The following is a 19,796-nucleotide window of genomic DNA, read 5'->3' on the forward strand; positions in this document are numbered from 1 at the left end:
CTATGAACGCGTCTATTGACTTCCGGCAGGTGATTGAGACCCTTATTTCGATAACTGCGAAATTGGAGCGGAGATGGCACGTCTCACAGCTCTTGCCGGGGGTGTCGCGGCGACACTCGTTCTGCTTGCCCTGCCCGCGGCGGCGCACGAGCACCCTAGCGGTATCACCGACCTCGTAACCCCGGCCGTGGTTCGCGTGGAAGCCTCCTCGCACGTCGAGATCACTCTGCTCGATCACATAGGCGAGCTGATGCATGTGGAACGGTCCTACGACATCCCCTTAGGCGTGGGAACGGGCATCGTGGTCAACCCCGAGGGCGCCGTCGTCACCCTCACCCGCGTGGTCAAGACCGACAAGGACGTGGCGATCTACGCGGCCAACAAGATCTTCGCCGAGCACCACAAAGTGAAGATCCCGATCGACTTCGAGCGGCACAAGGTCAAGGACGACCTGCTTGAGCACCACTTGAAAGAGTGCTACCCGCCCAAGACCAACGTGTCGACCTGCATCATCAACGTCACCACCAACGTCACGATATTTCCGAACGTCTCCCCGGCCGACCCCAAGGGCATCAAGGCCGACATCGTCAAGACCGGCCCGCAGCCCGACAGCCCCGCCGTCCTGGTCCCCACGGGCCGGACCGTCGGCAGCGTCGGCATGCCCACCGCGCCCCTCGCCGACAAGGTGCCCGACCAGCAGGGCTCGCCCACCAACGTGGCCGGGTTCACCGACCGGCCCGGCGCGAACGTCAAGGAGACGGTCGAGATCGCGCACCTGGGCAAAGGCGGCGGCGGACAGGACGCCGGCCGGAGCTTCGCCGACCCGGAGAAGAAGATCGACGAGCCCGTGAAGCTCGGCGCCCTGGTCGATCGCGGTCTGCTCGGCGCGCCGGTCATCGGCGACAAGGACGGCCACGTCATCGGCATGCTGATCGGCGGCGGCAAGGAAGCCAGGATGATCGGCGTCAGGGAGATCCTCGCCGCCCTGGCCAAGGCCGGGGTCGCGCCGCGACGTGGCGCCATCGACGCCGCCTTCGAGGCGGCGCTGACCCGCTACCACACCAAGTACTACACCGAGGCCGCACCGGGCTTCCAGCGCGTACTGGAGCTCTACCCGGGCAACGTGGTGGCGGCCAAGCTGCTGCAGACCTCCCTGCAGAAGCGGGGCGGCCCGGAGGACGCGGGCAGCAAGCAGACCGTGGCACCGGCGCCCAGGAGCATGCCGCTCTGGCCGTTCATCGTCGCAGCCGGGGTGCTGTTCGTGGCCGCGGGCGCCGGGGCGTTCCTGCTGTGGCGGCGACGCCGTACTCCTAACGACAAAACTCCTGACGACCAACCGAACCAGCCACCACCGCTGGTCGCGGCGGCAGCGGCGGCGGCCGCGGCCTCGTCGGTGTCGTCCGCGCCGACCTCACCGCCGGTGCCGCTCGACGAGGGCGCGAACCAGACCGTCGTGGTCCGCAGGTCGCAACCCTTCCAGGTGATCCCGCAGCAGAAGCAGGTGCTCACCGAGCAGGACCAGCCGTCGGTCAAATACTGCACCGCGTGCGGAATGCGGCTGGGGGCCGCGCACCGCTTCTGCGGCTACTGCGGCCACCCCATCGAGACGTGATGCCCGTGAACGACAGATCGCTCGTGGGCCAGGAGGTGGCCGGCTATTACATCGAGGACATCGTGGGCAAGGGCGGCATGGCCGTCGTCTACCTGGCGCTCGATCCGAGGCTGAGCCGGCGGGTGGCGTTGAAGATCCTGAACCCGGTGCTCAGCGTCGACGACCGGTTCAGGCAGCGCTTCATTCTGGAGTCCCGGACGGTCGCCAGCATCGAGCACCCCAACATCATCCCGATCTACGAGGCGAACGCCGACGCCGACGGCGTGCTCTACATCGCCATGCGCTACGTCGACGGGCTCGACCTGCGACGCCTCATCTACGACCGGGGGGCGCTGCCGATCGCGCAGGCGAACCAGATCATCTCCCAGGTGGCCGCCGCGCTCGACGCCGCGCACGCGCACGACCTGATCCACCGCGACGTGAAACCGGCCAACATCCTGCTGGCCGGGGACCACGTCTACCTGACCGACTTCGGCATCACCAAGCACCGTACGTCGATCTCCGGGCTGACCCAGACCGACCAGTTCATCGGCACGCCGCGCTACATGGCGCCCGAGCAGATCAACAAGGAGCACATCGACGGGCGCTGCGACCAGTACGCGCTGGCCTGCGTCGCCTATGAGGCGCTGTCGGGGCGGCTGCCGTTCCCGCGCGACAACGACATCGCGCTGCTCTGGGCGCACCTGGCCGAGCAGCCCACGCCGCTGTCACAGGTCAGGCCGGAGTTGCCGGTCGAGGTCGACGGCGTGATGATGCGGGCGCTGGCCAAGTCACCCGAGCAGCGCTATCCGTCGTGCACGGCGTTCGTCACCGCGCTGCGCGACGCGATCAGCGGCCAGCCCGCCACGCCGTCGCCCACCCCGTCGTCGGCGGTACGCCAGCGCCAGAAGGCGGCCTCGGCCACCTCCGGCCCGAGCAAGCTGCCGCTCGTGGTGGCCACGGTGATCGCGGCCATCGCGGCGCTGTCGCTGGTCGTGCTGCTCGTCATGACCCAGAAGGGCGACTCCTGGGCCCGCTACCAGAGCACCACCGCCGCCCCGCTCACCTTCGAGTACCCGGCCGACTGGACCGTCAGGACGCATGGCGACCTGTTCGTGGTGGCCTCGCCGCACGCCGCCGAGTTCGAGTCGATGTTCGTCTCCGGCGCGGCCGCGGACTGGACCTCGGTGAACGAGGTCATCACCGGCGACGCCGACAACGCCGTGGGCGTGTACGTGCAGGTCTCCGACGCGCTCAGCGCGAGCGCGACCGCCGCCCAGATGAAGGCCATGCTGGAAGGGTTGCTGCCCGGCGAGATCGTGGTGGACCAGCCCGTGCCCGACCGCGCCGGCGACAGCGACGCCACCCGGTACGACGGCTCCCTGCGCGACCGCAACAGCGGCAACCGGCTCGGCTTCGTCAGCTACGTCATCGACCGCCGGCCCAAACCGCTGCTGGTGCTGTATTTCTGCGCCAAGAACCGCTGCGACGACGCCACCGAGGGCCGCGTCAGGCAGAGCGTCCACCTCTCCTGACATCTCACCATGCGGACATGTTTGGCGGTTTTGGGCGTCCTTATATGTATATTTTCCCGTAGAAGATGCTTATGGCGGGAGATATTTCATGCAGGCGTTCCCCAGGGTGCTGTTCGACGAGGCCCACAGCGAGTCGTGGACCATCCGGCGTGAGGTCGCCGAGGCCATCAACCCGGCCCACCCCGACGACAACAGCTACGCCCGCGCGGCCGAGCTGCTGCGGCGCCTGGGGCACACGGTGACGGCCCGTCTGACCGGACCGCTGGACGCGGGAACGCTCCAGGAGCAGGACATGCTGGTCATCGCGCATCCGTCGGGGGAGCGGTGGGAGCGCACCACGGGGCAGGGGAGCCCGATGTTCTCCGCCGCCGAGCTGGACGCGGTGGAGGCGTTCGTCGCCGGTGGCGGCGGGCTGGTGGTGCTGGCGGAGGAGGAGCAGGACAAGTACGGCAACAACCTGGCCGAGCTGCTGGGCCGGTTCGGGGTGGGCGTGACGCACGCCACGGTGCGGGATCCCGGGCACGCTCACCGAGGGGTGGCGACCTGGGTGCTCGGCGAGCGGGCCACGAGTGACGGGGTGCTGGCCGGGGTCAAGACCGCCTGCTTCTACCGCTCCGGTGCGCTGGCTCTTGAGGATTCGTCCGTGGACGCGACCGTGCTGTTCGCCAGTTCGGCGAGTGCGGATCCGGCGGGGGCGCCGCTGGCCCTGGCTGTGCGGCACGGGCGCGGCCGGGTCGTGGTGTTCGCCGACTCGGACCTGTTCGGCGACGACTCGATCGAGGACTACGACCACCGCACCCTGTGGGGGAACGTGGTCACCTGGGCGGCCCGCGTGCCGGACGACGGCGCCACCGGCTCCCGGGACGAGCGGAAGGCGGCCCTGTTCGCCGCTCTCAAGGCGACGGTCGAAGAGCTCCGCCCGCTCCAGATCAAGGACGGCTCGGTGCCCGACGACAAGCCCCGGGCGAAGGCGCTGGTGGCTGCAATCGACAGCCAGCTAGCCGAAATATCGCCATATTTCCCGCAGGACGCCGCCTACCTGGCCGCCGTCCGCGCCGACCTGGCCAAGTGGAGCGCCCAAGATCTGGGCGTACCGGACTTCCTCGACTCCCTGGAGCTGTTCCACCCCGACACCCAGCGGGTGGACGACCTGGAGCACCTCGTCGTGTTCCCCATGTACACCCAGAACGGCAATCCGAACCGCACCCTGGAGGCCGTCTGGCTCCGGACGATCTGGCCTGACTGGCTGGCCGAGCTGGAGTCGTCCGGCTACGACAACCCGATGTTCGTGCCGATCGCCTTCGAGGACTTCACCTCCGGCTACGACACCCACTCGGCCGTGCTCTTCCCGGAGACCGTCGCCGTACGTCAGGCGCCCGAGCGGTTCACCTGGGGCGGCATCTTCGCCGACCGTGAGGCCGCCAGGTTCCGGCGGGTCGCCACGGCCGCCACGGCGACGCTCAAGCTCGACCTGCCGCCGGACGCGGCCAGGCTGCTGGAGTCGCAGCGGCTGGCCCAGGACACCTTCGTCATGTGGGACCTGATCCACGACCGTACCCACAGCCACGGTGACCTGCCGTTCGACCCGTTCATGATCAAGCAGCGCATGCCGTACTGGCTCTACTCGCTCGAAGAGCTGCGCTGCGACCTGACGGCGTTCGGCGAGGCCGTACGGCTGGAGGAGAAGGGGGTGCCGCACGCGCGGTACGTCCAGCACGCCATCCTGTTCGACCGGCTGTTCCGCTTCCCGATCACCGGTGACCGGGTGCGCAACTACGACGGGCTCGGGGGGCAGCTGCTCTTCGCCTACCTGCACCGCAACGACGTGGTGCGGTGGACCGACAACCGGCTCACGGTCGACTGGGAGCGCGTGGCGGGCGGCGTGGCCGATCTGCGGGGCGAGGTCGAGAAGCTGTACCGGGACAGCATCGACCGGTCCAAGCTGGCGCACTGGCTGGCCGCGTACGAGCTGGTGAGCGGGTATGTCGAGCCGAGCCCCGGATCGACGTGGGCCAAGGGGATCCAGGCGCTGCCGGAGGAGCAGAAGGCCAAGGTGGACGCGGTGCTGCCGGACGAGTTCCCGCTGAGCATGTTCTATGAGGCGCTGCGCCGTAAGCTGGCCGAAGTGGTCGAATCGACTAGGGGGATCCGGGCATGATCATTCTGGTTACGGGTGCCGGCGGCCCCACGGGTCAGGCCGTCTCCGGATTTTTCCGGAAAAATGGGCACACTGTGATCGGGGTCGGCAGGGACGACGTCGACCTTCTCGACCGCGCGGCCGTACAAGCGCTCGCGGACCGGATCTCCACCGAGCACGGCCACGTCGACGGGGTGGTGCACCTGGTCGGCGGCTGGCGCGGCGCGAAGTCGTTCGCCGAGACCGACCTCGACGACTGGGACGCCCTGCACGACCTGCTGATCCGCACGCTCCAGCACGTCTCGCTGGCCTTCGAGCCGCTGCTGCGCAAGAGCCAGAACGGCCGCTTCGTGATCGTCTCCGCCAAGGCGGCCCAGCACCCCACGGCGGGCGGCGCTCCCTACGCCGCCGCCAAGGCGGCCGCGGAGGCGTGGACCCTGGCCCTGGCCGACGCCCTGAAGGACACCGGCAGCGCGGCGGTCATCCTGGTCGTCAAGGCCCTGGTGAACGACGCCATGCGCGCCGCCAAGCCGGACGCCCGTTTCACCGGCTACACCGACGTCAATACGCTGGCGGAGGCGATCGGCGACCTCTACGACCGGCCCGCCGCGCAGCTCAACGGCACCAGATTGGACCTCACTCAGTGATTGCCCGGCACGACCCGCAGCTCAAGAGCTTCGCCAGCGACAACTACGCGGGGGTACACCCGGAGATCCTGCGCGCCATCGCCGACGCCAACGGCGGCCACCAGATCGCCTACGGCGACGACGTCTACACCGAGGCCCTGCTGAGCGTCTTCCAGCGGCACTTCGGCGAACGGGCCCGGGTCTGGCCGGTGTTCAACGGCACCGCCGCGAACGTCGTCTCCCTGCGCGCCATGACCGCCCAGTGGGAGGCGGTCATCTGCGCCGAGACCGCCCACATCCACACCGACGAGGGCGGCGCGCCGGAGGTCGTGGGCGGCATCAAGCTGCTGACCGTACCCACGCCTGACGGCAAGCTCACCCCGGAGCTGATCGACCGCCAGGCCTGGGGCTTCGGCGACGTCCACCGCGCCCAGCCCCGCGTCGTGTCCATCTCCAACACCACCGAACTCGGCACCCTCTACACCCCCGAGGAGATCGCGGCCGTCTGCGCCCACGCGCACGAGCGTGGCCTCCTCGTCCACCTCGACGGCTCCCGCCTCACGAACGCCGCCGCCGCCCTCGACGTCCCGCTGCGGGCGCTGACCACCGACGCGGGCGTCGACGCCCTCTCCTTCGGCGGCACCAAGATCGGCCTGCTGTACGGCGAGGCGGTCGTGGTGCTCAACCCCGAGGCGGCCGGCGGCATCGACTACATCCGCAAGACGTTCATGCAGCTGTCGTCGAAGATGCGTTTCGTGTCCGCGCAGTTCGAGGCGCTGCTCTCCGGCGACCTGTGGCTGCGCAACGCCCGCCAGGCCAACGCCATGGGACAGCGACTGGCGGCGGCGGTCCGCGACATCCCCGGCGTCGAGGTGCCGCGCCCGGTGGAGGCGAACGCGGTGTTCGCGGTGCTGCCGCGTGAGGTGACGGAGCGGCTGCAGAAGCGGTTCCGGTTCTACACCTGGAACGAGGCGACGGGGGAGGTGCGGTGGATGTGCGCCTTCGACACCACGGAAGCGGACGTGGACGCGTTCGCGGCCGCGATCCGGGAGGAGATGGGCTGACTCTTTGGGCCCTCAGGACTCTTAGGGCTTGCGGGTTCTTAGGGCTTGCGGGTTCTTAGGGCTTCGAGCTCTCAGTCGGTGAGCGCGAGGCGGGCGGCCTGCCAGCCGCCCATACCGTGCACGGCCGCCCCGGGCGGTGTGGCCGCCGAGCAGAGGAACACCCCCGGCAGCGGCGTCCGCCAGGGCGCCGCCGACCACACCGGCCGCCTGACGAACTGCCCCAGGCTCGCCAGCCCGCCCCCGATGTCGCCGCCCACCAGGTTGGGGTTGGCCGCCTCCAGCTCGGCGGGCCCCATCGCGTGCCTGGCCAGCACCCGGTCGCGGAACCCCGGCGCGAACCGTTCGATCTGCCCCTCGATGGCGTCCGTCATGTCGACCCTGGACCCGTTCGGCACATGACAGTAGGCCCACAACGTGTGCCCGCCCCGGCTGTCATCGGCCGCGTACGGCTGCACGAGCAGGACGTACGGCCGCGGTGAGTGCCGCCCGTGGGCCATCTCGGCCTCGCTGAGCGCGATCTCCTCCAGCGTGCCCCCGAGATGCACCGTCCCGGCCGCCGCCACCGCCGGATCCCGCCACGGCACGGGCCCGTCGAGCGCCCAGTCCAGCTTGAACACCCCTGGGCCGTACCGGTAGCGCTCCAACCCCCTGCGATACCCGGCCGGCAGCTCGGCCATCGTCAGGAACTGCCGGGGGGTCACGTCGAGCACCACCGTCTCGGCATCCAGCTCCCGCAGGTGACGTACCCGATGCCCGGTGACCGCCTCCCCGCCCAGCGCCCTGAGCCTGGCCACCAGGGCGTCGGCCAGGACCTGCGACCCGCCCTTCACCACCGGCCACCCCACCAGGTGCGCCAGGGCCGCCAGGAGCAGGCCGTACCCGCTCGTCATGGGCGAGCGCAGGTCGAGCATGGAGTGGGCGGCCATGCCCGCGAGCACCGCCCGCCCCTCGACGGTCCGGAACGCCCGCCGCCCGAGCGTGGTGACCGGGAGCCCCGCCGCCACTCCGAACCTGGCCGCCTGCGCGAACACCCGCGGCCGCGGCTCCCAGGGCCCGAGCGGCTTGAGCAGCAGATCGACCAGCGGCAACCCGGCCCGCGCCGCCGCCCCCACCGTCCGCTCCCATACCGCCGCATCCCTCCCCAAACCGGTCGCGGTACGGCGGGCATCACGGTGCACGAGCACGGCGGGCCGATCGTCGAGCGGATGAGCGGCGACCACAGCGGGATGCACGAACTCCACCGAACCGAACTCTCCCACATGGAGACCGGGCTCTTTGGCGCCGGATCCACTGATGCCGAGCTCCCTGAAAGCAGGAGAGGCCAGCGCCATCGCCATCACGGTCGCACCCAGATCATGCACCCGCCCGGGCAGCGTCACCTCAGCCGACCGCAGCCCCCCGCCGAACTGATCGGCCGCCTCCAGCAGCAGCACCTCACGCCCGGCCTGAGCCAGCAGCACGGCGGCGACAAGCCCGTTCGGCCCGGACCCCACCACAACGGCGTCGGCACTCACCTCAGGGCCGCCTCAATCCGTGACGCCGCGCGCTCACTTCATCCCCGCCTCAGTCCCTGGCGCCGCGAGCCCACTTGAGGCCCGCCTCAATCCAGCCCATTGCCCTGAGACGCCTTGCGCTCACTTCAGGATGGTCGGGTACGGCTGCGCGCCGCGCTGCTTGAGCATCTCGGTCATGAGCTTGATCTCGCCGGTCTGCCCATTGACGATCTTCTGCGCCATGCTGACCACCTCGTCCCGCGTGGACAGCTTCAGCAGACCCTCGGCCATCTGCACCCCGCCCTCATGATGGCGGATCATCAACTGCAGGAAGAGCACCTCGGCAGCCGTACCTTGCAACTCCTTGAGCTTGGTCAGCTGGTCCGGCGAGGCCATGCCCGGCATCAACCCGCCCACGGGGACGGCCGCGGGGGCGGCCGACGTCCCCGACCCGCTGTGCCCGTGCCCGGCCATCCAGGCCATCGGCCGGCGGTCGGTGGCCTGGTCGAGCTCCCACTGTTGCAACCACCCCTGGAACATGCCCCGCTGGTTGGACTGGGTGGTGATGATGTCGTAGGCCAGGTTCCGGATGTCCTTGGACTGCGTCTTGTCCCTGATCGTGAACGACATGTCGACGGCCTGCGCGTGATGCGTGGCCATGTCGCGAGCGAATCCGGCCTCCGCCGAGGCGTCGCCGGGAGTGCCGCTCCGACCCCATACGAGGAAGATCACCGCTCCGGCGAGTATGAGCACGGCGCAGGCGATGAGCAGTGAGTTCTTGGCGGGCTTTTCCATGGCTCGTCCAGCGTACCCATCTCATCGCCGAGACGAGTCCGGACACTTAAGACGCTCTTATTCTCCGCATACTGCACTAGGGCATAGGGTGACCCGGAGTTGGCATGCCGATGGAGGAACGATGACGAAGGAGAAGGCGCAGGCGCGGCGCGAGCATCTGCAGAAGATGCGAGCGCAGCAGAAGAGCAAGGAGCGCCGCGCCGCGCTGTTGATGTGGGGGGCAGGCGGACTCGTCATCGTGCTGCTCGTCGGAGTGGTCGGTTTCTACTTGGTCAAGCAGGCCAAAGAGACGTCATTGGGGGATGTGGCCAACTACAAGTACGAGGCGGGCCAGCACGTCTGGAACACGGTCACGTACAAGGAGACCCCGCCGGTCGGTGGCCAGCACAACAACTACTGGCAGCAGTGCGCGGTCTACGACAAGCCGATCCACAACGAGCACGCCGTCCACTCGCTGGAGCACGGCGCCCTGTGGATCACCTACCGCCCCGACCTGCCGAAGGCGCAGGTCGACGCGCTGAAGAAGACGGCCACCTCGACGGGGCAGCAGGACTACATGCTGGTCAGCCCGTACCCGAACCTGCCCGCTCCGGTCGTGGCATCCTCCTGGGGCCACCAGCTGAAGCTCGACAAGGCCGACGACCCGAAGCTCGCGGCGTTCATCAAGAAGTACCAGAACGGCCCGGACACCCCTGAAGCCGGCGCCATCTGCGGCGGCCCCGACGCCATCACCACGACCGCAGACCAGGCCCCCCTCCCCCCGGAGCCCAAGGGCCAGGCCAGCCAGCCCCCCACGGAAATGATCAGCCCCAGCCCCACCAACAAGTAACCCCAAGCTCGGGCCTCCCTGGCGGTCGGGCGGCGCCTCCCAGGGGGGCTCCGCCCCCTTCGACCCCCGAAAAGCATGGTCTTCGCTCTTCGCTCAGGCTGCCTTTTTGGGGCTCCGCCTTTCGGCGGGGGCCTGCCAGCCCCCGCTACCCCCGGACGCGATCCCGTCGCGGCTGTCAGACGCGGGGGCACAGGCTGCTGGACTGTCGGCCCAGTGGGGGGTGATGAGGTCTACGGCCAGGACCCGCGCCTATGCGGCCTGCTGGAGCAGCGCGGGGTCGACTACGTGCTGGCGATCGCGGGCAACCGGCGGGTGAACCCGGATGGAACCGACAGCAGCGCCGCCGATATCGCCGTCGGGGTGGCCGATCGGCACTGGCACCGCTACCGCGCCGGCCATGGCGCCATAGGATCGCGCTGGTATGCCTGGGTCTGGGTGCATCGACGAAACCACCGCCGAGGGATACCGGGGGCTGCTGATCCGCCGCCGCAACCTGACCACCGGTGAACTGGCCTTCTAGCACTGCTCCGCACCCACGGAGAGGCCGCTGATGGCTCTGATGAAGACCGCGGGTATCCGTGGGCGGTGTCACTGGAGTACTACGGGAACGCGCTGTGGCGCCTTGACGTCCGGGCAGGGCCGGAGGTAGGCGAATGATCGTCACTTTGCGTGCTCTTGATGTAACAATGAGTGTCATGCCATCCCCTCCACATGACACCCTCGTCAAGCTGTTCGCCCACCGCCCTCAACTGGCGGTGGAGATCCTGCGTGACTTCCTGGGGGTGGACCTGCCCGCCACTCCGCTGATCCGGCGGGAGACGAGCACCTTCAACACCCGCCCTTCCGATGACATCGAGGCCGACCTGGTTCTGGTGCTGGGGCCACCACAATCGCCCGTCCACGCCATCATCGTGGAGATCCAGCAGGACAAGACCAAGAACCCCCGGCAGTGGCCGGTCTACAGCCCCTTCGCCCGCGAGCACTACGGCCGCGGCAAAGCAGACGGTAAGGCAGAAGGTAAGGCCGAAGGTAAGGCAGAAGGTAAGGCGGAGGGCAGGACAGAGGGCAAGGCGGAAGAGGCCGGCAGGTCGGTGCTGCTCGTGTTGGCTGCCCGTGGCTTCAACGTTCCCGACGAGGTGAGCACCCGGATCGTCACTTGCACGGACCTTGCCCAACTCGAGACCTGGCTCGCCCGAGCGGCCACCGCCCAGACCCTCCAAGGGCTGTTCGACGAAGCGGGCTGAGTGCCGGGCCGCCTGGTCGGCGCCGGCCTGCCACGGCTATTCCGACCGGTCGCCGGAGACCCGCGAGTGACCGGAGCGTCGCCAGTTGCCGAACCGGCAGGCCACGCATGTGCAATGGAGTCGTCCCGTGGGAGTGAATGCCATGGGGACAGAGCCGTACAAGCGGAGAGGTACAAGCGATGCCGGAGTGCATCCACAGAGAACCGCCACGGCCTGGCCAAGGTCTTTGAGCGAGGCGGAGCGAGCAAACGTCAGATTCGTTCGACTTCGAGCACGAGCTTGCCGGTCGTACGGCCGGACTCGATGCGGCGGTGCGCCTCTGCGGCCTGCTCCAGCCGTAGCGACTCCACCTGCACCCGAAGCTCCCCGCTGGCGGCCGCCGCGACAGCCCGATTCAGCGCCCGACCCGCCTCTGCCGGGAAAGCGGCGGAGAACGCGGCCAGGTTGAACCCGGAGACCGTCTTGTTGGTGAACCACAGTTCGTCGGCCGAGATCCCGACGTCCTCGGCGCCGGAGGCGTTGCCCATCACCACCATCCGGCCCATCGGCGCGAGCAGGTCCAGGCTGGTGCGTCGTGCCGTACCGCCGACCATGTCCACCACGACGTCGAACCGACCGGCCTCGGCCACCTGCTCGCGCAGCACGACCTCGTCGTAGCCGAACGCCTTGGCGGTCTCGATCTTGGCGGGGCTGCCCACGGTGCCCACCACGCGGCCCGCGCCCAGCAGCCGGGCGGCCTGGCCGAGCTGGCTGCCCACGCCTCCTGCGGCGGCGTGCACGAGCACGGTTTCGCCTGGTTCGATGCGGGCTACCCGGTCGAGTACGAGGAACGCGGTGGTGCTGTTGGAGGGCAGCGCCGCCGCTACGCCCAGCCCCAGGTCGTAGCCGTCCAACGGGGCCACCAGGTCGGCGGAGGTAGTCACCACCTCCGCGTAGCCGCCGCTGTCGACGATCGTCAGCGCGGCGACCGACTGGCCCACACGCAGCCCCTCGACGCCGGGGCCGAGCGCCCGGATGCGGCCGGACACCTCGATGCCGGGCACGAAGGGCAGCGGTACGTCCACCACGCCCTGCCGGTAGAGGATCTCGGCGAAGTTGGCGCCCGCGTAGGCCACGTCGATGGAGACCTGCCCTGGCCCGGGCTCGGGGAGCTCGACCTCATCGAGGCGGAGGACATCAGCACTGCCGAATTCGGGAATCGTGATTGCCTTCATGTCTTCCATCGTGGTGGGAAGACTTTCGGGAAGGCAGTGTCAGCTCATCCTGGGTGTGCCACCACCAGGCTTTCCACCTTCTCCTTGGTGTCGGTGTCGGGATGCGGTGTGTGCAGCACCACGTTGAGGTCCGTACGATCCGGCAGCCGGAACAGCGAGTACTCGAAGGTGAGGTTCCCGGCCTCGGGGTGGGTGATCGCCTTGATCCCCTGGGAGCGGGAGCGTACGTCCGGCCGGGCCCACAGCTCGGCGAACTCCGCACTGGCGCCGCACAGCTCGTCGGCGATCTGGCCGAACACCGGATCGTCGTGATAGCGGGCCGCGCTGGCACGGAAGTCGGCCACCATGTCCGGGGCGAACTCGTGCCATTCGGTGAACCTGCCGCGGTAGATCGGGTGGGTGAAGAACGCCACCATGCAGTTCCGGACATCGTCGTCGAATCCGAACACCCACCTGGCGGCGTCGTTCATGGCCACCAGGTTGTAGTGCCGATCCAGTACGTGCGCCGGATTGGGCATCCATGCGTCCAGTACCGCGCGCAACTGCTCGCTCACCGGCGCGCCCGGCCGGCCTGCGGGGTCCGGTGGATTCAGCCCGGCGAGTACGTACAGGTGCGCCCGCTCGGCTTCGTCAAGCTTCAGCACGCGGGCGACCGCGTCCAGCACGGCATCGGAGACCTTGATGTCGCGTCCCTGCTCCAGCCAGGTGTACCAGGACACTCCCACCCCGGCGAGCACTGCCACCTCTTCCCGGCGCAGTCCCGGAGTACGGCGGCGCCCTCCGGCGGGCATACCGACGTCGGCGGGGGAGAGAGCTTCCCGCTTGGCACGCAGAAACTCTTTGAGCTGGTCACGGCGGTCTGGACTGGCAGTCACGAACACACCATAGGCGACTACAGAACCGGCTTCCGACTGCCGCTGGCGGGCGCAAGTGAGGACGGCTTCACTCTGCTGGCCGGCCTGTGGATAGCGGCTGTTGTCCTACGACAGTGTCCAGCGCCGGCGCGATCACGGCGAAAGCCTGGTCGATCAGGGCGGTGGGGTCCTCGGAACCGTCGCTGTCGCTCCACCGCCGCAGCACGGCGTCGAAAGCGGTCAGCGCCATCCCGGCCGCCATGTGCGGGTACAGGTCGGCCGCGGGGTCGAGTCCCAGCCGGTGGGCCAGCTCCGCCGTCAACTCCGCACGCCACTGCGCCTGGCGCTCCAGGAAGCGGGCGAGCAGGGCCGGTGTGTCCAGAATCAGCTGCACCACGCGCAGCGCCCGGTCGGCATGGCTGGCGCAGGCATTGACGGAGGCCCAGACGGTGTGCCGCAGTGCGGCCGATGGCGGCTCCTCGGCGGGGCGGGCCGCCAACTCCGCACGCATGCCGGCGCCCATCTCGGCCAAGAACTGGACCACCACGTCCTCCTTTGAAGCGAAATATCGGAAGAACGTGCGTCGGGAAACGCCTGCGGCGGTCACGATCTCGTCGACCGTGACCGCGTCGAACCCTTTCCGGGTCAGCAGATTCAGCGCCGCCTGTGTCAGCTCGTCAGAGACGAGCTGACGTTTGCGCTGGGCCAGGCTCACTTCGGGGCGAATGGTCACCAGCCCACCTTACATCCCATGCCGCTGGTAGCACGGAAGCGCAACTTGACACTCAGTGCCTCTAAGGGCAGCGTGTGTCGTGTGATTGAATCCTGGACCTCCGCGCATATTCCGGACCAGACCAACCGGACGTTCGTCGTCACCGGAGCCACCAGCGGCCTCGGCCTGGCGACCACCCAAGCGCTCGCCCGCAAGGGCGGGCACGTCATCCTCGCCGTACGCGACGAGCTCAAGGCCCGCCAGGCGGTCGCGAAGATCGTCGCTGAGCAGCCGGGCGCCCGTCTGGAGGTACGCCGCCTCGATCTGGCCGATCTGGACTCCGTCCGCGCCTTCGCCGACGGGTTGCGCTCCGACCACGCGCGGCTGGACGTGCTCATCAACAACGCCGGCGTCATGGCGCCACCCCGTACCCTCAGCGCGCAGGGCCACGAGCTGCAGTTCGCCGTCAACCATCTTGCCCACTTCGCCCTCACGGGCCTGCTGCTCGACCTCCTGGCCGACGGCGACGACCCCCGCGTGGTCACCGTCAGCTCGGCCAACCACCGGCAGGGCCGCTTGTTCTTCGAGGACCTGTCCGGTGAGCGCGCGTACGCGCCGATGAGGTTCTACAACCAGTCGAAATTCGCCAACGCGGTCTTCGGCTGGGAACTCCACCGCCGCCTGACCGCCGCCGGCAGCCCGGTGGCCAGCATGCTCGCCCACCCCGGCTACACCGCCACCAACCTGCAGACGAGCGCACCGGTCGGCATGGTGAAAATGCTGTACGGCCGTATCCTCACCCCGCTCGCCCAGCCCCCGGACCGGGGCGCACTGCCCCAGCTGTACGCGGCCACCGCCCCGAACGCGTCCGGCGGGCAGTTCTTCGGGCCGGACGGCATGGGCGAACTGCGTGGCGCGCCAACACGGGTGCGACTGGCCCCGGCCGCCGCCGACGCCGAGACCGGACGCCGGCTGTGGGAGTTGTCGGAACGGCTGACCGCCGTGCGGTACGCGCTTCCGGTCACTGGCTGAGTCTGAGCGTGCCCCTGCCTCTACAGTTCGTGATCGTCGAACTCCGTGCGCTGCCCCCAGCGGCGGCGGGGTGAATCGCATTGCTCACTCCAGACAATGCGCGCGGCAAAAGCGCTATCGTCCACCCCACCTGGGCGTGGAGGCTCCTGACATGAACCACTTCATGCTCGACTGGGACGGCTTGAAGTCCCGCTACAGCCGCTGGACTGAGCACTCGACGAAGCCGAGTTCCGCACGATTGACCGGCGTCTGCGCCTCAGCATGAGCGTGACGGCGACCGTCACCACCGCGATGGCCGTGAGCACGGCGCTCCAGGTGCTGTGCAGCAGCGCGGGCGGCGTCTGTTGGACGAGGACGAAGGCGCCCATCGCCAGCACGAACCAGCCGAACGCCGTGCGCAGGCGGTCGGCGTTGATCCGGCCGGCGAGCCAGCCGCCGAGGAGCCCACCGGCCACGGCCGCCGCGGTCACCGGTAGCGCAATCGACCAGTCGACGAGCGTGCTGTGCAGGTAGCCGGCCAGGCCGGCCAGGGACTTCATGGCGATGACGAGCAGCGAGGTGCCCACCGCCACCCCCATGGGCAGACCGCCGAGCAGCACCAGCGCGGGCACCACGAGGAACCCGCCGCCCGCGCCGACAAGCCCGGTCACCAGGCCGACGACCACGCCTTCAGTGATCACATGCGGGACGGGCAGTTCGCGGCGCTGAGGCTTGGCGGCGGGGATGCGGCGGTTGCGGATCATGGCCACGGCCGTGGCGAGCATCATGGCCGCGAAGGCCGCCATGAGCAGCGTCTCGGGCAGGTACGGGCCGATCAGCCCGCCGCCGTACGCGCCCGCCATGCCGGCCGCGCCGAAGATCAGCCCGGTACGCCAGCGGATGCGCCCGTCCCGGGCGTGGCCGACGGCGCTGACCGCGCTGGTGATCGCCACGACGAACAGCGACATGGCGATGGCCTGCTTGGCTGGCACGCCGACGAGGTAGACCAGCACCGGCACGGTGAGGATGGACCCGCCGCCGCCGAACAGGCCGAGCGTCACGCCGATCACGGCAGCGGCAGCAAGGGTCAAGACGATCACCAATACTCCCGGGGGTATAAGGGTTTGATGGATTGGCCCGGCGGGTCGGAGGTCAGGGGTCCGTCTCTGCTCAGATTCGGCGCAGGCGCGCGATGGCGGCCTCGACGTCCGCGCCGTCCGTCCGGTTGTAGGGCAGCCGGGCCAGCAGCATGCCCATGGCGCAGGTGTCGGTGACGGCTGCGAACGCCAGGCCCGCCCCGATGAACGCGGCGATGAGCACCGTGGCCGGGATCCAGAGGCTCGCCACGACCGAGGCGAGCACGATGCTCCCGGAGATGAGCCGGACCTGCCGCTCCAGCGGCCAGCGCGCCCGGCCGCGGTTGACCGGCGCTCCGGAGGCGATCCAGGCGTTCATGCCGCCGTCAAGGACCGCGACGTCGTCCAGACCGGCGCCGCTCAGCGCCGACCTCGCACGTTCGGCGCGGTTGCCGGACTGGCAGATGAGCAGCATGCGCCCGCCCGCGTGGGCGACGATGCGCCGCAGGTGGGCGTCGACCTGGTCGAGCGGCAGGTTGATGGCGCCGTCGATGTGCGCGGACTCGAACTCGGCCGGGGTGCGTACATCCACGACGAGCACGTCGGGGTTGGCCGCGATCAGCGAGCGGACGGTGGCGGCGTCGATGTGGGACACGGGGTTTCTCCTGGCTTGGTCTTGGTGGTCAGGCGGCGTTTCGCTCGCGGAGCGAAGCGACGACCTCGGGAACTCCCGCGCCGGTGAGCGCGATCGGCCGGTATCCCTCGCGGGCGAGGAGTCCGGCGGCAATGGCGGCGCGCCGGCCGGAGGCGCAGGCGATGAGGACCGGACGGGCAGGGTCGAGCTTGCCGGGGATCCCCTGGGTCAACAGGTCGGGCAGGAAGCGCTCCACCGCGCCCGCCAGCCGGGTCTGCTCCCGTTCGGTGGGCATCCGTACGTCCAGCAGTTGGGCGGTCGGCTGGATCAGCATTTTGACGAAGGCGTCGAGCGCGGCCAGCTGGTAGGTCTGCGTGGCGGCCTCGCCCAGGTTGCGCACGACGCCCTGGACGGTGTCGATGCCGATCTGGGCGAGCTGGGTGACGGCCTCGGCGACGTCCTGGCCGGGCTCGGCGACCAGCGTGATCGGCTTGGCGTACGGCAGCAGCCATCCCGTCCAACTGCCGAAGTCGTCGTCCAGTTCGATGCCGAGGGAGCCGGGCAGCATGCCGCGCGCCTGGACCTGGCGGGGCCGGATGTCGACGACGTGGCTGCCCTGCGCGGGCTGGTCGAGCTCAGCCACTCGGGCGGGGGGCATGGGCGGCACACCGAGGGTGTTGGCCGGACCCATGAACTTGTAGAAAGCCGGGATGGGCATGGGCGCGGCCAGCAGCGTATCGGCCAGCTCGTCGGGCCCCTCGATGGCCAGCATCGGGTTGTCCTTCAGCTCCGCGCCGATGGTGGAGGTCAGCCTGCCCGCACCGGTGACGGTGCAGAACGAGCCCTCGCCGTGGGTCGGATACAGGGCGATGCCGGGCGGCAGTGCTGCCAGGCGGTGCAGCGAGCCGTGCTGAAGGCGGGCCAGAGAGCGGGCGCGCTCGGGGCCGAGTAGGTCGGGACGGCCGGCCGAGGCGACGAGCAGGCTGCCGCCGGAGAACAGCGCGACCGGCTCGCCGTCGATGAGCACCAGGTAGCTGGTGTGCTCGGGGGTGTGGCCGGGCGTGTGTATGGGCCGGATCGTCAGGCCACCGCCGTTGATCTCCTCCAGGTGGAAGGCGGGTGTGTGCCGATAGGAGGGGGCCGCGGCGGCAGGCAGCACCAGCTCGGCGCCGGTGCGCAGCGCGGCCTGCTCGCCGCCGGAGACGTAGTCGTTGTGCAGGTGGGTCTCCAGCACGAACCGCAGGTCCACGTCCCGTTCGGCGGCGGCCCGCAGGAAGCGGTCGATGTCGCGCTGGGGATCCACGAGGACGCCCTTGCCCTCGTGTGTCAGCAGGTAGGTCTGGTCGCCCAGGCCAAGCGTCCGGAACAACATGACATCCATGGTCCATTCACTCCTTCTATACCCGGGGGGGTATCGATGGGTCAAAAAAGTGCGGCCTCGGCGTCTGCCGTGGCCGCGGGTGTCAGGCGAGCGCCAGGAAGAGCTTCTCCAGCTCGGCGACGCTCATAGCCGGCTGATCGCCGCGGTTCTGGGCGTCCTGGCAGTGCCTTAGCCCGGTCGCCACGATTTTGAAGCCGGCACGGTCGAGAGCCTTGGAGACGGCCGCCAGTTGGGTCAGCACCTTCGTGCAGTCCTCGCCGGCCTCGATCATCGCGATGACCCCGGCCAACTGGCCGTGTGCCCGCTTCAGCCGGGTCAGCGCGTCACCCACCATGCCCTCGTTCAGCTCCATGTCTCAAATATACCCCCAGGGGTACCCATCAGTGCAAATCTGGTCTCGCCGGGGCGGCGAGCTTCCTTTCGAAGGCGATCTCCTTCGGAGCGACCGTACCCAGCCGCTTGCGGCCGAAGGCGGTCAGCTCCCTGCGCAGCTGGACGGGACGATCAACCACGCCGACGGCTGGCGCGACCGGACACTGCCGACCCTGCCCGTCCTGGAACAGGTCTTCACCAAATTCACCACCTGGTGTGCGGACACCCCGGCCTGCGCGTTGCACAGAGAGGACGCCGGGGCGGTCCTGGGAGTCGGGCGCGCGTCCAGCCCCAGCCGGGCCCCGACGGCACAGGCTGAATCTCCGGCGTTCGCACCGGAGAGCGCGTCAAGGGTCGACGGTCTCCTCGGAGGTGCGGTGGTCGATCCGTAGATCGGGTGTTGATTCCGCGTACTCCTCGCGGGCGTCGGAGTCGGCGAGGATGCTTGCCGCCTGCATCTCAGTGTCGTCGCTCCCTGCTGCCTGTTCCTCGGGCAGCAGGTGCTCGGCGCGTCGTCGTATCCGCTCTGCCATGGGCTCGTGCATCACCCCGGCGTACCCGTCGGGGTGTCAGGAAAACAGATGTCAGGGACGCAAACAGCCTCGGATCAATGGGCCGCCGGCACCCAGCTGCCATAGAAGCGGCCTCGGATCACTTGGTCGTCGCCACCCACTCGGCCACGGTGGTGACGTCCGCCTGGCCGGGGAACACCTTTTCCACGAGCACCCGGTGCACCTCGGGATCGGAGTCGAGGCAGGCGTCGGACAGGACGGTGAGCTGGAAGTCCAGGTCGGCCGCTTGGCGCAGGGTGGACAGCACGACGCCGCTCGTGGCGATGCCGGTGAGGACCAGGTGATCGATCTCGCCTGCCCGCAGGACCATGTCGAGGTCGCTGCCGGCGAAGGCGCTGACCCGCTTCTTCGTGACGACGACGTCGCCAGGCTCCGGCACCACGTCCGGATGGATCTCCATGGCTTGCTCGTTTCCGGCGATTCCCCCCATGCGGGCGATCGCGCCGAACATCTTGTTGCGGGGACTGATCTCCGCATATCCGGGACGGAACCCGACGGCCGCGTAGATCACCGGGAGGCCGGCGGCCCGGGCGGCGTCGATCGCCTCGCGCAGGCGCGGCAGGTAGGCGGGGTCCGGGTAGCGGTCCACGATGACCCGTTGGACATCCATCACCAGGAGAGCGGTCTTGGCCACTGTCGTCCTTCCGTGAGTTACG

At 69.3% G+C, this 19,796-nt stretch carries 21 protein-coding genes; 9 read left to right on the top strand and 12 right to left on the bottom strand.

Features of this window, described 5'->3' with window-relative positions; translation table 11 throughout:
- The first annotated feature begins 73 nt into the window (after positions 1-73).
- From AB0J16_RS43280 to AB0J16_RS43300, 5 genes are all read left to right on the top strand, one after another.
- Positions 74-1,612 (top strand): hypothetical protein, encoded by a 1,539-nt coding sequence (locus AB0J16_RS43280; protein ID WP_358551042.1) that lies wholly within the window; start codon positions 74-76, stop codon positions 1,610-1,612.
- On the top strand, positions 1,612-3,126 hold the full coding sequence (locus AB0J16_RS43285; RefSeq protein ID WP_358551044.1) for a serine/threonine-protein kinase: 1,515 nt from the start codon (positions 1,612-1,614) through the stop codon (positions 3,124-3,126). Before AB0J16_RS43280 ends, AB0J16_RS43285 begins: the two co-directional genes overlap by 1 nt.
- A gap of 88 nt (positions 3,127-3,214) precedes the next feature.
- Entirely contained in the window at positions 3,215-5,284 is a 2,070-nt protein-coding gene (locus AB0J16_RS43290) for a DUF6421 family protein (protein ID WP_358551046.1), read from the top strand.
- On the top strand, positions 5,281-5,910 hold the full coding sequence (locus tag AB0J16_RS43295; protein WP_358551048.1) for an SDR family NAD(P)-dependent oxidoreductase: 630 nt from the start codon (positions 5,281-5,283) through the stop codon (positions 5,908-5,910). The genes AB0J16_RS43290 and AB0J16_RS43295 overlap by 4 nt, the downstream gene beginning before the upstream one ends.
- Entirely contained in the window at positions 5,907-6,953 is a 1,047-nt protein-coding gene (locus AB0J16_RS43300) for a low specificity L-threonine aldolase (RefSeq protein WP_358551050.1), read from the top strand. Before AB0J16_RS43295 ends, AB0J16_RS43300 begins: the two co-directional genes overlap by 4 nt.
- A 71-nt stretch (positions 6,954-7,024) precedes the next feature.
- On the opposite strand, the gene AB0J16_RS43305 is transcribed toward AB0J16_RS43300, so the two are convergent.
- Both AB0J16_RS43305 and AB0J16_RS43310 read right to left on the bottom strand, forming a co-directional pair.
- Positions 7,025-8,467 carry an NAD(P)/FAD-dependent oxidoreductase gene (locus AB0J16_RS43305; protein ID WP_358551052.1) on the bottom strand — a complete coding sequence of 481 codons (1,443 nt, stop codon included), beginning with the start codon at positions 8,465-8,467 and terminating at the stop codon, positions 7,025-7,027.
- A 120-nt stretch (positions 8,468-8,587) separates the two neighbouring features.
- Entirely contained in the window at positions 8,588-9,241 is a 654-nt protein-coding gene (locus AB0J16_RS43310; RefSeq protein ID WP_358551054.1) for a DUF305 domain-containing protein, read from the bottom strand.
- A 121-nt stretch (positions 9,242-9,362) separates the two neighbouring features.
- Between AB0J16_RS43310 and AB0J16_RS43315 the strand changes: the two genes are divergently transcribed.
- The 3 genes from AB0J16_RS43315 (at position 9,363) to AB0J16_RS43325 (ending at position 11,314) form a co-directional block, all read left to right on the top strand.
- Positions 9,363-10,070, top strand: coding sequence for a DUF3105 domain-containing protein (locus AB0J16_RS43315; protein WP_358189138.1), 708 nt, complete (start codon positions 9,363-9,365; stop codon positions 10,068-10,070).
- A gap of 213 nt (positions 10,071-10,283) precedes the next feature.
- Positions 10,284-10,577, top strand: a complete 294-nt coding sequence (locus AB0J16_RS43320; RefSeq protein ID WP_358551056.1) for a hypothetical protein — start codon at positions 10,284-10,286, stop codon at positions 10,575-10,577.
- Between the two features lie 188 nt (positions 10,578-10,765).
- Positions 10,766-11,314: a hypothetical protein gene (locus tag AB0J16_RS43325; protein WP_358551058.1), complete on the top strand. Its 549-nt coding sequence runs from the start codon at positions 10,766-10,768 to the stop codon at positions 11,312-11,314.
- Positions 11,315-11,565: 251 nt separating this feature from the next.
- On the opposite strand, the gene AB0J16_RS43330 is transcribed toward AB0J16_RS43325, so the two are convergent.
- From AB0J16_RS43330 to AB0J16_RS43340, 3 genes are all read right to left on the bottom strand, one after another.
- Positions 11,566-12,528, bottom strand: coding sequence for a zinc-binding dehydrogenase (locus tag AB0J16_RS43330; RefSeq protein ID WP_358551060.1), 963 nt, complete (start codon positions 12,526-12,528; stop codon positions 11,566-11,568).
- Positions 12,529-12,572: 44 nt separating this feature from the next.
- Positions 12,573-13,403: a helix-turn-helix transcriptional regulator gene (locus AB0J16_RS43335; RefSeq protein ID WP_358551062.1), complete on the bottom strand. Its 831-nt coding sequence runs from the start codon at positions 13,401-13,403 to the stop codon at positions 12,573-12,575.
- Between the two features lie 67 nt (positions 13,404-13,470).
- Entirely contained in the window at positions 13,471-14,115 is a 645-nt protein-coding gene (locus AB0J16_RS43340; RefSeq protein WP_358551064.1) for a TetR family transcriptional regulator, read from the bottom strand.
- An 81-nt stretch (positions 14,116-14,196) separates the two neighbouring features.
- Here AB0J16_RS43340 and AB0J16_RS43345 point away from each other — a divergent pair, with 81 nt between their 5' ends.
- Positions 14,197-15,126: an oxidoreductase gene (locus AB0J16_RS43345; RefSeq protein WP_358551065.1), complete on the top strand. Its 930-nt coding sequence runs from the start codon at positions 14,197-14,199 to the stop codon at positions 15,124-15,126.
- A gap of 161 nt (positions 15,127-15,287) precedes the next feature.
- On the opposite strand, the gene AB0J16_RS43350 is transcribed toward AB0J16_RS43345, so the two are convergent.
- The 7 genes from AB0J16_RS43350 to AB0J16_RS43380 all read right to left on the bottom strand — a co-directional run bounded on the left by AB0J16_RS43350 (position 15,288) and on the right by AB0J16_RS43380 (position 19,774).
- Entirely contained in the window at positions 15,288-16,205 is a 918-nt protein-coding gene (locus AB0J16_RS43350; RefSeq protein WP_358551067.1) for a sulfite exporter TauE/SafE family protein, read from the bottom strand.
- Positions 16,206-16,275: 70 nt separating this feature from the next.
- Positions 16,276-16,836 (bottom strand): rhodanese-like domain-containing protein, encoded by a 561-nt coding sequence (locus AB0J16_RS43355; RefSeq protein ID WP_358551069.1) that lies wholly within the window; start codon positions 16,834-16,836, stop codon positions 16,276-16,278.
- Between the two features lie 28 nt (positions 16,837-16,864).
- The gene (locus tag AB0J16_RS43360; RefSeq protein ID WP_358551071.1) at positions 16,865-18,196 is read right to left on the bottom strand and encodes a rhodanese-like domain-containing protein; all 1,332 of its coding nucleotides are present in this window, start codon (positions 18,194-18,196) and stop codon (positions 16,865-16,867) included.
- Between the two features lie 82 nt (positions 18,197-18,278).
- Positions 18,279-18,548: a metal-sensitive transcriptional regulator gene (locus AB0J16_RS43365; protein WP_358551073.1), complete on the bottom strand. Its 270-nt coding sequence runs from the start codon at positions 18,546-18,548 to the stop codon at positions 18,279-18,281.
- 28 nt (positions 18,549-18,576) lie between these two features.
- Positions 18,577-18,708 carry a hypothetical protein gene (locus AB0J16_RS43370; RefSeq protein WP_358551075.1) on the bottom strand — a complete coding sequence of 44 codons (132 nt, stop codon included), beginning with the start codon at positions 18,706-18,708 and terminating at the stop codon, positions 18,577-18,579.
- Positions 18,709-18,915: 207 nt separating this feature from the next.
- Complete coding sequence (locus AB0J16_RS43375) at positions 18,916-19,101, bottom strand: hypothetical protein (protein WP_358551077.1); 186 nt, start codon at positions 19,099-19,101, stop codon at positions 18,916-18,918.
- Between the two features lie 118 nt (positions 19,102-19,219).
- Complete coding sequence (locus AB0J16_RS43380) at positions 19,220-19,774, bottom strand: isochorismatase family cysteine hydrolase (protein WP_358551079.1); 555 nt, start codon at positions 19,772-19,774, stop codon at positions 19,220-19,222.
- Positions 19,775-19,796: the final 22 nt, after the last annotated feature.

Source organism: Nonomuraea sp. NPDC049750, from assembly GCF_040659625.1.
Taxonomy (GTDB): domain Bacteria; phylum Actinomycetota; class Actinomycetes; order Streptosporangiales; family Streptosporangiaceae; genus Nonomuraea.